Here is a 13,029-nt window from a genome sequence, read left to right as displayed (position 1 = left end):
ACAATTCGACCATGGCCGAGCAGAAAATCTTTGGGTATGCCGACAAGATCTCGGTCAAGCCCGGCGACGACATCGGACTTTACGTTCATGCCGACGGCACGACCACCGCAGAGGCGCAACTGGTGCGGCTGATCCACGGCGACGCGCATCCCGCCGGTCCCGGGTATCGCGAGGAAGAGATCGATTGCGAGCTGAACGGCAATTGGGCGGTCCGCAAGCAGTATACCCAGGTCGGCTCGTTCCTGAACGTCGCCGATCTGGATCAGCGGCTCGCGCTCAACGGCAGTTTCACGCTTGCGACCTTCGTCTATCCGAACAGCCCGGGCGGCGGAAAGCGTCAGTGTCTGATGGGGCGCTGGGATGCGTTCGGAAATCGCGGTTATGGCTTCTGGCTCAATCCCGACGGACTTCTCGAATTCGGCTATGGCGACGGCAGCGAGGTCGACTATCTCGACGGCGAGGTGCCGCTGCTGAAGAGCAACTGGTACTTTGTCGCCGCGACCTTCGATGCCACGACGGGCGTCGCCACGCTTTACCAGGAAGGCGTTTCCAACCGCTACAACAGCCTGCTGAGCAAAGTCGCCAATGTCGATTTCCGCTCCCATGTCCGGGAAACGCTGCGTTTCAGGCCGGTCAATCCGCCGGATACGCCCTTCATCATCGGCGGTGCGCAGGATTTCCACAGCCTGCGCGGACACTTTGTCACGCAATGCCTCAATGGCAAGCTCGACCGTCCGGCGGTGTTCGATCGCGTGCTGACGCGCGATGAGCTCGATCAGTTTCGGCGCACCGGCATGGCGCCGGCCAGCGGTCAGGTGGCGTTCTGGGACACGACGATCGGCTACACCGACAAGGGCATCGGCGATCGCGTGGTCGATGCCGGTCCCTACGGGCTGCATGCGGAGGGATATAATCGTCCCGTGCGCGGGCAGACCGGCTTCAACTGGAACGGATGGGACGACTGCTACCGGCTCGCGCCGCAGCAATACGGCGGTATCGAGTTCCATGACGACGCGATCATCGACTGCAAGTGGGAACTGACGAAGCGCTTCAGGATCCCGCCCTTGCGCAGCGGCGCGTATGCGTTTCGGCTGCGAGTCGGCGACGGCAAAGGCCTGCGCGAGGAGTACATCGTGTTCTTCGTCCGCCCGCAGCGGCCGACCGCACCGATCCTGTTCCTGGTCCCGACCGGCAGCTATCTCGCTTATGCCAATGAGCACCTCAGCTTTGACGCCGAGATCATGCAGCCGTTGGCCGGGCAGTCGCCGATCGTGTCGCAGACCGACATCGAGCTCTACGAGACCATGGAATTCGGGCTTTCGCTCTACGATCACCATGGCGACGGGGCAGGGGTCTGCTACAGCACCTACCGGCGCCCGATCCTGAACATGCGGCCCAAGGCGCGGATGTCGTCAATGGGCGTGACATGGCAGTTTCCGGCGGACCTGTCGATCATCGCCTGGCTTGAACACAAGGGCTATGCCTATGACGTCGTGACCGACGAGGATCTGCATCGCGAGGGCAAGGCGCTGCTCGAGCCTTATCGCGTCGTGCTCAGCGGCACCCATCCTGAATATGTCTCGGAGCCGATCCTCAACGCCGCCGAGGACTATATCGCGGACGGCGGCCGCTTCATCTATCTCGGCGGCAACGGCTTCTACTGGAACATCGGCTATCATAAGGACGACCCGTGGTGCATCGAGGTCCGCAAGCTGAATTCCGGCATGCGGGCGTGGCAGGCGCGTCCCGGCGAATATTATCTCGCCACCACCGGGCAGAAGAGCGGGCTCTGGAAGGATCTCGGACGGCCGCCGCAGAAAGTGTTCGGCATCGGCTTCATCTCGGAGGGATTCGATTCGGCGCGGCCCTTCCGCCGCATGCCGGACAGTTGGCATCGCCGTGCGGCCTGGATGTTCGAGGGCATCGAGGGCGAGATCGTCGGCGATTTCGGTCTTGCCCATGGCGCTGCCGGAGGGCTGGAGATCGATCGCTATGACCGGACGCTCGGCACGCCGCCGCATGCATTGATCGTTGCGTCCTCCGGCGGCCACAGCGACAACTACCAGACGGTGGTCGAGGAGATCCTCTATCCCTATCCCGGCCTGTCCGGCTCACATGACTATCGTGTGCGCGCCGACATGGTCTACTTCACCGCGCCCAAGAACGGCGCGGTGTTCTCGACCGGATCGATCGCGTTCAGCCAGTCGCTTCCCTACAACAATTTCGACAACAACGTCTCGCGGCTCCTGGACAATGTACTGGCCGCCTTCAGCAAGGAAGGGCGGCTGCCCGGATGGGCCTGGACGGCGGAAGAGAAGCAGTGGCGGTGAGCGGCGGCCGGTCCGGACAGTCGCGGTCGCGCGTGCAACCTATTGCTGCGCGGCCGGCAACAGCGGCGCGAGCAGCCCGCGTGTGACACCGGGCGGCACGGCATCCAGGCCGAGCACGGCGCTCGCGGCCGGCAGCGTGGCGTCCGCCATCGCGGCGTGGCCTTCGGCGCTTGGATGCACGGCGCCGCCATAGACGGCGGAGAGCACGCCCCAGGTGGCGTCGTGGATGTCGGTCGGCTGGCTCGCGGCCGGCAGGCCTTGCGGGTAGGTCATCGCCGCGAAGTAGCTGTCGTTGGCGTCGCGGATCCAGCGGGCGCGCGGCAGATAGGCGCGATACTCCGAGGCGCCGCGGCCGCACAGCATCGGCTGGCTCGCCGCCGTCACGATGTCCGGATTGAAGCTCTGGCCGTTCTCGGCAAAGCAGGTGCGATCGAATTCGGGATCGTTGCCGGAATGGGCGCAGAAGCCGTGATCGGCGAACGTTGCCTGATGCGCATCGACGAAGGTCATGCGGTCGGCTTCGGGATCGCGGCACAGCGCGCCGCGGGTGCAGGTGGCGAGCCCCTTCAGCTGCGGCAGGAATTCGGTGTCGACGAAGGTCGAGACGCGGGCGAGGCGCTGCGGGTCGGCGTTGAACGACGGATGAATGTCGAAGCCGGCGCGGCCGCCGCGGCAGGGCACGCCGCCGTCGGCGAGCGCCGGATTGGCGTAGGAGACATAGACCACATGCGAGAGGTCGCCGCCGACGAGCGGCTTCAGCGCCTCGCGCAGCTTGACGAAATTCTGCGGCAGCTCGCGCGCCAGCGCATCGCGGGATTCGTCGATGCTCGCCATCACGCCGGAGCGGCGGAACAGCGCGCGCTCGGTCGCGGTGTCGACGATGACGTCGGCGACGAGACCGGAGAAGTAGACATCGTTGGCACCGACCGAGAGCAGCACGAGGTCGAGCGTGCGGTCCGGCTGGCGCTTTTTTGCCGCGGTGAGCGCCTCGCGCAGCTCGGCGACCTGCGCGTTCACGCTGGTCTGGCAGTTGCCGTTCTTGCTGGGCGCGCATTCGCGGGCGCGCTGCGAGCCGAGCAGCCCGTCGCCGATGCTGGCGCCGGTGCAGGCGAGCGGCAGAAAGGTCACCGCGACGTGGGTGTAGCGCACCGCGAGCGCCAGCGCGGTGCGGGCCTGGTAGCTGTAGAGCGAGCGGTGGCAGGGGGAGTTGAACCAGAGCGCGCCGTAGCGCTGCCAGTTGGCGAGCGTATCCGGCGCCTCGCAGGCGCGTCCGCCTTTATAGCTGGCGCGGCTCGGCCGGTAGTATTGCCCGCCGGCGGTGCCGAGATAGGAGCGGAAGCAGAAACCTTCGTCCGACAGCGCCAGCGGCCGGTCGGGATTGCCTTCACCCGAGGCGATGCTGTCGCCGAGGCCGGCGACGAAGATGTCGCGGACCTGGATCTCGCTCTGGACGCGCTGGGTCGGATCGGAGCCGGAGGAGACGTCGACGCTCGCGACCGTCTGCTTGCCGTAGCGGACGCGCAAATTGACCGGTTCGGCGCAGTCGAAGGTCGATTGTCGCGGCCCGTCGCCGTCGTCGAACGACCAGGCGCAGGTGGCGCCGACCGGCACCGCGCCGACGAGGCGCACGGTGACGGGGTGGTCGACCGGGGTGATGTAGTCTTCCTTGGTGTTGTCGCGGGTGCAGGGCTGATTGACCCGGCCCTGGAGGTCGATGCAGAGCCGGTTGACCATGTTGCGGGCCCAGCCGCGGCCCTCGCTCTGGAGCTCCAGCGACTGCTCGGCGGCGAGGATGCTGCGGTTGCGCGCGTTCTCCACATGAAGCAGGAAGTCGCGCTCCTCGCGGAACAGGCGGAAGCGGTTGCGCACCTCCCAATTGATCTGCATGGCGCCAGCGTCCTGCGCGGCTGCGCGCTCGGGCGGCAAAGCGGTCAAAATCCCGGCAAGCAGCAGGGCGCCTGCGAAGAAGGTGCGAAGAGATGATCGGATCATGGCCCGCGTGTTCAACGGCAAAGTTGAGGCGGAAATAAGAGAGGATTGCTCCCCCGCCCGCAACCTTTGTCTGACGATCGTGCGGGCCGCCGTCCAGCGCCTCAGCGCTTGCTGGCCTGTCGCAGCGACCGTTCGCGCTCCATCGCCGCCACCTGCTTGGGCAGGTTGCCCTGGGCGCAGGCCTCCGCCAGCCGCCGTCGCTCCTGCCAAGGCTCGACCACGTTCATCCAGAGCTCGCGCGCGCCCATGATGGAGATGGCGAGTCCGAACGGGATCACGAAATAGAGCAGGCGGAACACCAGCAGCGTCGCCAGAAGCTGCTCGCGGCCGAATTCCGGCAGCGCCACCAGCATGGCGGCGTCGAATACGCCGATCGAGCCGGGGGCATGGCTGGCAAAGCCGAGCAGCGTCGCCAGGATGAACACGACGGCGAGTGACAGGAAGTCGATCGGCGGACTGGCCGGTATCAAGAGGTACATCGCCGTGGCGCAGAAGCCGAGATCGACCACGCCGATCAGGATCTGCACCAGCGTCAGCGGTGCCGAGGGCAGCACCACCTTCCAGCCCTTCTGGCCGAGCTCGCGGCGCTTCTCGCCCATGCAGAGCCAGACCAGATAGGCACCGATCGAAGCGAGACCGCCGAGGGCGATCAACCGGTTGATCGGCGAGGGGAGCTGATCCATGTAGGAGGCGGCATCCGGATGGATGGCCATGCCGATCGAGAGCACGAAGATGTTACCGAGCCAGAAGGTCAGGCCCGACAGGAAGCAGATTTTCGCGACGTCGATCGCGTTCAGCCCATAATCCGAATAGATCCGGAAACGGATCGCGCCGCCCGTGAACACCGTGGCGCCGATGTTGTGGCCGATCGAATAGGACGTGAAGCTGGAGAGCGCTGCAATGCGATAGGGCACGTGCTTCTTGCCGATCGTTCGCAGTGCAAAAAAGTCGTAGAAGGTCAGCGTACAGAACGCGAAGAAGACGCAGATCGCCGCCAGCCCGATATTCCCCCGGGGAATCTCGGTCAATGCAGTCAGGATCACGCCGGTGTCGATACCCTTGAGGGTCCGCACCAGTGTGGTGATTGCGAAGGCAATGATGAAGACGCTCGCGGCAATTCCGAGCCGTCGCCAGCCAATCCATCTCTTGAAGCCGCGCTTCAACGCGGGCAGCAGTCCGTCCATTCATCCTCCCGGCAGGGGGCAAGACCGACAAGGCCGGGTATTGGCCAGTCGGGCGCGATGGTTGCCAAAGGCAGGCGTCGATCGCTAGGCATGATCCAGCTCATTTAAGGCAAAAACGATGACTTGTGCAGCCCTTGACAAGGATAGGTTCTGTGCCGGACCGGCGACTTTTGTCATATGTGGTTCACACCGGACGCGCGTTAAGCATATGAGTCGCCAGACCGGCCCGGCCCGCGCGTTCGTATGCCGGCATGGTTTCATATCGTGCCGTCCGCTGCATTGTTCCAGCGCAAGCGATGCCGGCTTTTTAGAAACGTCGGTGCCGCGTGCCCGTTAGCGCCCCATCAGCAATCGAACATGGCGGAAATATGCGGCTATTCGTGCAGGCCGGCGCCTCCGTGTTCCCGAAACCCAAGAGGATCGGAACGATGGGACTGTTCACAAAAGACATCAAAACCATGAACGACCTGTTCGTGCATCAGCTCCAGGACATCTACTATGCCGAGCAGCAGCTCACCAAGGCTCTGCCGAAAATGGCAGACAACGCCACCGACCCGCAGCTGAAACAGGGCTTTTTGACGCACCTCGAGGAAACGAAGCAGCACGTCAAGCGGCTCGAGGAAGTGTTCAAGATGCACGGCGCGCAGGTGAAGGCGGTCGACTGCCCGGCGATCGACGGCCTCATCGAGGAGGCCGACGAGACCGCCGGCGAAGTCGCCGACAAGGCGGCGCTCGATGCAGCACTGATCAACGCGGCGCAGGCCGCCGAGCATTACGAGATCGTGCGTTACGGCAGCCTGATCGCCTGGGCCAAGCAGCTCGGCCGGAGCGATTGCGCCGCCGTGCTCGCCAAGACGCTCGAGGAAGAGAAGGCGACCGACAAGAAGCTCACGACGCTTGCCGAGAGCAAGGTGAATTTGCGCGGCGAGCTGATGACGGTTTAGCCGGCGACCGCCGCGCGATGCTCCATGCGGCGCGCTGTTTCTCGCTTCACCTGCTGTCATGCCCCGCGAAGGCGGGGCATCCAGTACTCCGCGGCGGGGATCGGCGCGCCTTGGCGAGGATGAACAATGTGAGCAAAGGCGCACATCTTCCGTTCACCATCCCCGGAACGAGGACATAGCCGGTTACCGACTGTCCACCTCTGCCGGTTCTAGTGCAGGTCCGATAGGGGCCGGCAATGTATCAAGTTATCTACTGTCTCACGGACCAGCATGATTGGCGTCTGGTCGCGCTCGGCGGCGCGGTGTGCCTGCTCGCGAGCGCGGCGGCGATCAGCCTGTTCTACCGCGCGCGGGCGACGAGCGGGGGTGCTCGCGTATCGTGGATCGCGCTCGACGCCATCGTCGCCGGCTGCGGCATCTGGGCAACCCATTTCATCGCGATGCAGGCTTACGGGCCGGGCGCCGGCGGCGCCTACAACATCCCCGTGACCGTCCTGTCGCTGATCTTCGCGATTGCCGTCACCTTCGTCGGGCTGAGCATCTCGGTGTCGGCGACGCGGGCGATCCCGGTCGCACTCGGTGGCGCCGTCGTTGGCGGCGGCGTTGCCGCAATGCATTACACCGGCATGATGGCGCTCGAGATTCCCGCGCGCATCGGCTGGGAGACCGCCACCGTGACGGTCTCGATCGTTCTCGGCATTATCTTTGGATCGCTTGCGCTGGTCGTCGCGGGGCGGCGCGACAGCATGGCGAATGCGCTCGGCGCGACGGTGCTGCTGACCGTTGCCATCGTCTCGCATCATTTCACCGCCATGGGCGCCGTGGAGCTGACGCCGGATCCTGCGATCGTCATCAGCGGCCTGTCGATTCCGCCGACCTCATTGTCGGTCCTCACCGCCAGCGCTGCCGCTGCGATCATCGCGATCGCGCTCGCAGCGGCTGTGCTCGACCGCCGCGCCAAGGGCGAGCTGGGACGCCAGCAGGTCGTGCTCGATACCGCGCTCGAGAACATGTCGCAGGGGCTGTGCATGTTCGACGCGGACGGCAAGATCATGCTGTTCAACGAGCGCTACGCGGCGATGCTTCGTCGCACCGATATCGCGCTCGCCGGCCGCCTGCTGGTCGACGTGCTGCGGGAAGAGCAGGCCAAGGGCCAGTGGCAAGGCGACGCGGATGAATTCTTCGCGCGCCTCGTGGTCGACGCGCGCGAGGGCCGCACGACCAGCCAGGTCGTCAACCGGTTCGGCCGTTCCATCCGGGTCGTCAACCAGCCGATGCAGGGCGGCGGCTGGGTCGCGACCTTCGAGGACATCACCGAATGGCTGGCGGCGCAGGCGAAGATCTCGCACATGGCGCGTCATGACGCGCTGACCGGCCTGCCGAACCGCGTGCTGTTCCACGAGCAGCTCGAGCAGGGGCTGCGCCGGGCGGGTTCGGGCGACCAGCTCGCGGTGCTCTGCCTCGATCTCGATCACTTCAAGGATATCAACGACTCGCTCGGCCATCCCATCGGCGATGCGCTGCTCAAGGAGGTCGGCCGCAGGCTGAAGGCCACCGTCGGCGAAAGCGACACGGTGGCGCGGCTTGGCGGCGACGAATTCGCCGTGGTCCAGATCGGACGATCGGAGGAAGCTGCGGCGAGGTCCCTTGCCGGGCGCCTCGTCGAGGTGATCTCGGCGCCTTACGAGATCGACGACCATCAGATCGTCATCGGTGTCTCGATCGGCATCTCGCTGTCGCCGCAGGACGGCAGCGATCCGGACGAGCTTCTGAAGAACGCCGACCTCGCGCTGTACCGCGCCAAGGCGGAAGGCCGCGGCACCTACCGCTTCTTCGAGACCGGCATGGATGCGCGCGCGCAGGCGCGGCGTCTGTTGGAGATGGACTTGCGCGCGGCGCTGCAACGTGACGAGTTCCAGCCATACTATCAGCCGATCCGCGACGTCGCCAGTGGTCGCGTCGTCGCCTTCGAGGCGTTGCTGCGCTGGAACCATCCGCAGCGCGGCCTGATCGCCCCCATCAACTTCATTCCGGTGGCCGAGGAGACCGGACTCATCGTCCAGCTCGGCGAATTCGTGCTGCGCTCCGCCTGCACCGATGCGGCCACCTGGCCGGACGATATCGATGTCGCGGTCAACCTGTCGCCGGTGCAGTTCAAGAACCCGAACCTGATCGCATCCGTGACGGAGGCGCTGACCGCCTCGGGACTGGCAGCGCGCCGGCTCGAGCTCGAGATCACCGAATCCGTGCTGCTCCAGAATAGCGAGGCGACGCTGACCACGCTGCACGAGCTGCGCGCCATGGGCGTGCGCATCTCGCTCGACGATTTCGGCACCGGCTATTCGTCGCTGAGCTATTTGCGCAGCTTCCCGTTCGACAAGATCAAGATCGACCGCTCCTTCGTGTCGGAGCTCGCGACGCGCGAGGATTCCATGGCGATCATCCGCGCCGTGACCGGGCTCGGCCGCAGCCTCGGCATCGTGACCACCGCGGAAGGCGTCGAGAACGACGCGCAGCTCGAGCTGCTCAGGCGCGAGGGCTGTACCCAGGCGCAGGGCTACCTGTTCAGCAAGCCGCGGCCTGCCTCCGACGTGGCGTTGATGCTGGAGCGCCCGCGGCTGCGCGCGTCGGCCTAGAAAGGTCAGCCGCGTCGCAGCGCGAAATGCGCGCCGCAGAATGCCATCACGGCGCCAAGGCACAGTGCGGCGAGCCCGGCAAGCACGCCCGAGACCGTCGGGATCGGGCTCGGGGCCGAGGCCACCTGGCCGGCGCCCGCAAGCAGGAGCACGCCGACCGCGATCAGGAATTGCCGCATCCGTTGCGGGATCTGGCCGTCGGCGGCGCTCTGCATCAATGTCGCCGTGAAATAGCCGCCGGAAAAGCCGACCGTGGCGATGAGCCACCAGGCGATCGCAGCGCCGGCCGGAATGAACTCATGCGTGTCGGAGCGCCAGAGGCCGCCGAGGTCGAGCCCGTAGCGCGCGCCCAGCATGTGCACCGCGAGCGCGAGCAGCACGCCGCAGATCACGGCCGCACCGAGAATCAGGCGGCGCGGAAAAAAGGTCGTCTCAGCCATGCCCCGCTTGTAGGATGGGCGAGGGCGACCGCGCAAGCGGGTCGCAGACGGGATTGCGCGGACGGGGTTGATTGTCGAGATGCAGGTTTCGGGCACTCAGGGCGCCCCAGGTGCGAGCTACGCCTACAAGGCGTCGCTGATCGGCTCGGCGCATCGTTTCGAGCTGACCGACGCGGGGCTGTCCTGGCACATCGGCGGCCGTTCCGGCCTGTGGCGCTATGACGAGATCAGCGCTGTCAGGTTGTCGTTCCGCCCGGTGTCGATGCAGCAACACCGCTTTCGCGCCGATGTCAGCCACGTCGAGGGCGGCCGCATCGCGATCCTGTCGACGAGCTGGCAGACCGCGGCGCTGATGGCGCCGCAGGACAATGGCTTTCGCGATTTCATCATCGAGCTCCATGCGCGGATGACGAAAGCAGGCAGCCGCGCGGTGCTGACCGCGGGCCTCGGCCGCAACACCTATGCCGCGGTGCTGGCGTTCATGGCGGTGCTGACGGTGGCGATGACCGGGCTCCTGGTCCGTGCGCTCATGGTCGGCGAATTCGCCGGCGCGCTGTTTATCCTCGGCTTTGCCGCGCTGTTCGCCTGGCAGGTCGGCGGCTTCGTGCGGCGCAACCAGCCGCAGAGCTACAGCTTCGATCGCGTGCCGAGATCCTTGTTGCCTTAGCTGCAATCGGCCGCAATCAAACGTGACTTCGCGCCCCGGCGCCGGTGTCGCATCGTGCCGCCATGCCAGCCCTGGATCGCAGCACGCGCCTGCCTGCGGCGGACGAGATCGCCAGGATCAACCGCACGCATCTGATCGACACGCCCCTCCGGCCGGCCGACCTCTTGTTCATGTTCGGCACCCGCGAGGACGTCGCACTCCGTGCCGACACCGCCGCAAGGCTCTGGCGCGAGGGCTTGTTCCGCTGGTCGATTGTCAGCGGCGGCGTGACGCCAGGCTCGGAGCAATCCGAGTGCACCATCATCAAGGCGGCGATGGCCGCGGCGGGCATTCCGGCGGACCGGATCCTCGAGGAACATGGCGCGATGAACACCGGCGAGAACGTGATCTTCTCGCTGCCGGTCATCGATGCGGCGCTTGGGCTGCAAAATATCCGCAGCGTGATTTGCCTCGGCAACACCTGGACCGCGCGTCGCCACCCGATGACGCTGCACCGGCACTGGCCCGGGGTCGAGAAGATGCTGCTCACCGTCGATGGCTTTGCGACGCCGCGTGCGCTCTGGCACACCGATGTCGAATTTCGTCGTCGTGTCCTGCATGAATGGGACAAGATCGAGCCGTACAAGGCGAGGGGCTTTATCGCGGAATGGCCGCAGGGCTGACGGGCGGGATTCTGGTTTTGACGCGTTTTCTTGACGCGAACCGGTATCCGCTCCCCTCGAAAACGCTCTGGCTCGAAATCGCTCCGGCTACTCCGTCGAGTCAAAGTCCTCCTCCTTGGTGCCGAGCAGCGAGACGAGCGTGCGCAGGCCTGAATCGAGCTGTTCGAACGTGGGCGGGGCGAGCGCGAGCCGCACCGCATTCGGCGCGTGACCATGCGCGATTGCAAAAGTCGACGACGGCGTCAGCGCGATGCCGCGCCGGGCGGCTGCGGCAACGAAGGTCTGCGAGCGCCAGTGTGGCGGCAGCGTGAGCCAGAGATGATAGGAGCGCGGGTCGGCGGCGAGCTGGTAGCCGGCCAGCAGCCTTGCCGCGGTCTGCTGACGGCGCGCGGCGTCGATGCGCTTCAGGCGCGTCAGTTCGGCGACGGTGCCGTCGGCCATCAGCCGCTGCCCGGATGCGAGCGCATGGCCGGAGGCGATCCAGCCGCCGGTGCGGACCGCACTCATCACGCTCTCGCGCAGACGCGGCGGGGTGACGAGGATGCCGAGCGCGAGGCCCGGCGCGACCTTCTTGGACAGGCTGTCGATCACGATGCAGCGGTCCGGCCCGAGCGCGGCCAGCGGCGTGTCGTCGGCGAGGAAGCCGTAGACGGCGTCCTCGATAATGGTGAGATCGAGCTTTTCGGCGACGCGCATGATGTCGGCGCGCCGCGTCGCGTTCATGGTGACGCCGAGCGGGTTCTGGATGATGGGCTGGAGATAAAGTGCCGACAGATGCGCCTCGCGATGCGCCTTCTGGATCGCGTCGGGCCGTGCGCCGTGCTCGTCCATCGGAATGGGGACCAGCGTCACGCCGAGCCGCGCCGCGATGCTCTTGACGTAAGGATAGGTCAGCGCCTCGACGCCGCAGCGGCCGCCGGTGGGAACGAGCGCGGCGAGGGCCGCCGCGAGCGATTGCTTGCCGTTGGCGGTGAAGACGATCTGCTCGGCCTGCGGCGCAAAATCCTTGCGCGCGAGATAGGCGGCGGCCGCATTGCGCGCGCTCTTGGTGCCGGTGCTGGTCGAGACGCGCAGCGCGGATTCCAGCGCGTCGACGCGCTCGAGCCCCGCAAGACTCTTGGCGATCATGGCCCATTGCTGCGGCAGCAGCGGATAATTGACCTCGAAGTCGATCCGCGCGTCGCGCGGCTCGCTCAGCGCCTCGACCTCGCGCCTGATGTCGCCGGAGATGAAGGTGCCGCGGCCGACCTCGCCGACCACGAGGCCGCGGCGGAGCAACTCCGTATAAACCCGGCTCGCGGTCGAGACAGCAATGCCGCGGTCATAGGCAAAATTGCGCTGCGGCGGCAGCCGGTCGCCGGGCCTTAACGTGCCATTAGAGATATCCGAGGCAATGGCATCGGCAAGCTTCACATACTCGAACTTGGACATTATTGCACCGAGAGCAATGTTTTCCTTGCTCCGAGTAATGTACTGGAGCATTTAAGTTCCATCAAGGTCCGCGATTGAGCCGAGGAGAGCGAGAGCAATCCGATGGCAAATGAGGTGCAGGCGCTCCCAGCGTCGGCGCCAACGGCGTCCGTTTCGCCGCGTGGACAGAAGGCCGGAGAAGAAGAATGACCACGATCTCGCAAACTGCCGGGCGGAGTTTACGCCCATCCTCGTCGAGCGGATTTTTTCGCGCGCTCGCCACCGCCATCCATGCGCTGTTCGACCGCCTGGAGCGCCGCTCCGCCGTCAAGACGCTGAACGAACTCGACGACCGCGCCCTGCGCGACATCGGGATCAACCGCAGCCAGATCGAGGACGCGGTCTACGGCCAGTTCAAGGCCGAGCTGTCGCGGTATCTGTAAGTTCATTCGGCCGCGATCGTCCCTCGCGTGTCCCGGACGCGCTGCAACGCTCTTGGCGTTGCGGCGCAGAGCCGGGACCCAGAAGGCCACGCAAACCGCAGATGCATGGGCCCCGGCTCTGCAGCGCACCGCTGAAGTAGCGCTGCGCTGCGTCGGGGGCACGAGGCCATTGTTTCGGCACGCAACTGCATCAACATCGTCATTGCGAGCGCAGCGAAGCAATCCAGAGTCCCTCCGCGGAAAGATTCTGGATTGCTTCGCTGCGCTCGCAATGACGAGTGTGGGAGATAACACTCGTCCCTCTCGTGTCCCGGACGCGCT

Annotated in this window: 10 protein-coding genes; 6 read left to right on the top strand and 4 right to left on the bottom strand. The window is 65.8% G+C overall.

Features of this window, described 5'->3' with window-relative positions:
- Positions 1-11: 11 nt before the first annotated feature.
- Complete coding sequence (locus BM118_RS39370; RefSeq protein ID WP_092193326.1) at positions 12-2,330, top strand: LamG domain-containing protein; 2,319 nt, start codon at positions 12-14, stop codon at positions 2,328-2,330.
- Positions 2,331-2,369: 39 nt separating this feature from the next.
- Here BM118_RS39370 and BM118_RS39365 read toward each other — a convergent pair whose 3' ends face one another.
- Together BM118_RS39365 and BM118_RS39360 are read right to left on the bottom strand one after the other, a co-directional pair.
- Positions 2,370-4,322: an SGNH/GDSL hydrolase family protein gene (locus tag BM118_RS39365; protein WP_092193389.1), complete on the bottom strand. Its 1,953-nt coding sequence runs from the start codon at positions 4,320-4,322 to the stop codon at positions 2,370-2,372.
- A 101-nt stretch (positions 4,323-4,423) separates the two neighbouring features.
- Positions 4,424-5,506, bottom strand: coding sequence for a lysylphosphatidylglycerol synthase transmembrane domain-containing protein (locus BM118_RS39360; protein ID WP_092193324.1), 1,083 nt, complete (start codon positions 5,504-5,506; stop codon positions 4,424-4,426).
- Between the two features lie 428 nt (positions 5,507-5,934).
- Between BM118_RS39360 and BM118_RS39355 the strand changes: the two genes are divergently transcribed.
- Both BM118_RS39355 and BM118_RS39350 read left to right on the top strand, forming a co-directional pair.
- Complete coding sequence (locus BM118_RS39355) at positions 5,935-6,450, top strand: YciE/YciF ferroxidase family protein (RefSeq protein ID WP_092193387.1); 516 nt, start codon at positions 5,935-5,937, stop codon at positions 6,448-6,450.
- Between the two features lie 236 nt (positions 6,451-6,686).
- Complete coding sequence (locus BM118_RS39350) at positions 6,687-9,086, top strand: bifunctional diguanylate cyclase/phosphodiesterase (RefSeq protein ID WP_092193322.1); 2,400 nt, start codon at positions 6,687-6,689, stop codon at positions 9,084-9,086.
- Positions 9,087-9,091: 5 nt separating this feature from the next.
- Here BM118_RS39350 and BM118_RS39345 read toward each other — a convergent pair whose 3' ends face one another.
- A complete protein-coding gene (locus BM118_RS39345; protein WP_092193320.1) occupies positions 9,092-9,526 on the bottom strand; it encodes a hypothetical protein in 435 nt (144 codons plus the stop codon).
- 79 nt (positions 9,527-9,605) lie between these two features.
- Here BM118_RS39345 and BM118_RS39340 point away from each other — a divergent pair, with 79 nt between their 5' ends.
- The gene (locus BM118_RS39340; RefSeq protein ID WP_092193385.1) at positions 9,606-10,193 is read left to right on the top strand and encodes a hypothetical protein; all 588 of its coding nucleotides are present in this window, start codon (positions 9,606-9,608) and stop codon (positions 10,191-10,193) included.
- Positions 10,194-10,255: 62 nt separating this feature from the next.
- Positions 10,256-10,855 (top strand): YdcF family protein, encoded by a 600-nt coding sequence (locus BM118_RS39335; RefSeq protein ID WP_092193383.1) that lies wholly within the window; start codon positions 10,256-10,258, stop codon positions 10,853-10,855.
- A gap of 87 nt (positions 10,856-10,942) precedes the next feature.
- Here BM118_RS39335 and BM118_RS39330 read toward each other — a convergent pair whose 3' ends face one another.
- Positions 10,943-12,286 (bottom strand): aminotransferase-like domain-containing protein, encoded by a 1,344-nt coding sequence (locus BM118_RS39330; protein ID WP_177235089.1) that lies wholly within the window; start codon positions 12,284-12,286, stop codon positions 10,943-10,945.
- Between the two features lie 185 nt (positions 12,287-12,471).
- Between BM118_RS39330 and BM118_RS39325 the strand changes: the two genes are divergently transcribed.
- Entirely contained in the window at positions 12,472-12,708 is a 237-nt protein-coding gene (locus tag BM118_RS39325) for a DUF1127 domain-containing protein (RefSeq protein WP_092193316.1), read from the top strand.
- Positions 12,709-13,029 lie beyond the last annotated feature (321 nt).

This window comes from Bradyrhizobium sp. cf659 (assembly GCF_900113725.1).
In the GTDB taxonomy this organism is placed as follows: Bacteria; Pseudomonadota; Alphaproteobacteria; order Rhizobiales; family Xanthobacteraceae; genus Bradyrhizobium.
This window is presented reverse-complemented; position numbering and strand designations above follow the sequence as displayed.

Bases quoted from the DNA above. Each gene is read 5' to 3' on its own strand.
- BM118_RS39370 (WP_092193326.1), top strand. From the start codon at position 12: ATGGCCGAGCAGAAAATCTTTGGGTATGCCGACAAGATCTCGGTCAAG.
- BM118_RS39365 (WP_092193389.1), bottom strand. From the start codon at position 4,322: ATGATCCGATCATCTCTTCGCACCTTCTTCGCAGGCGCCCTGCTGCTT.
- BM118_RS39360 (WP_092193324.1), bottom strand. From the start codon at position 5,506: ATGGACGGACTGCTGCCCGCGTTGAAGCGCGGCTTCAAGAGATGGATT.
- BM118_RS39355 (WP_092193387.1), top strand. From the start codon at position 5,935: ATGGGACTGTTCACAAAAGACATCAAAACCATGAACGACCTGTTCGTG.
- BM118_RS39350 (WP_092193322.1), top strand. From the start codon at position 6,687: ATGTATCAAGTTATCTACTGTCTCACGGACCAGCATGATTGGCGTCTG.
- BM118_RS39345 (WP_092193320.1), bottom strand. From the start codon at position 9,526: ATGGCTGAGACGACCTTTTTTCCGCGCCGCCTGATTCTCGGTGCGGCC.
- BM118_RS39340 (WP_092193385.1), top strand. From the start codon at position 9,606: ATGCAGGTTTCGGGCACTCAGGGCGCCCCAGGTGCGAGCTACGCCTAC.
- BM118_RS39335 (WP_092193383.1), top strand. From the start codon at position 10,256: ATGCCAGCCCTGGATCGCAGCACGCGCCTGCCTGCGGCGGACGAGATC.
- BM118_RS39330 (WP_177235089.1), bottom strand. From the start codon at position 12,286: ATGTCCAAGTTCGAGTATGTGAAGCTTGCCGATGCCATTGCCTCGGAT.
- BM118_RS39325 (WP_092193316.1), top strand. From the start codon at position 12,472: ATGACCACGATCTCGCAAACTGCCGGGCGGAGTTTACGCCCATCCTCG.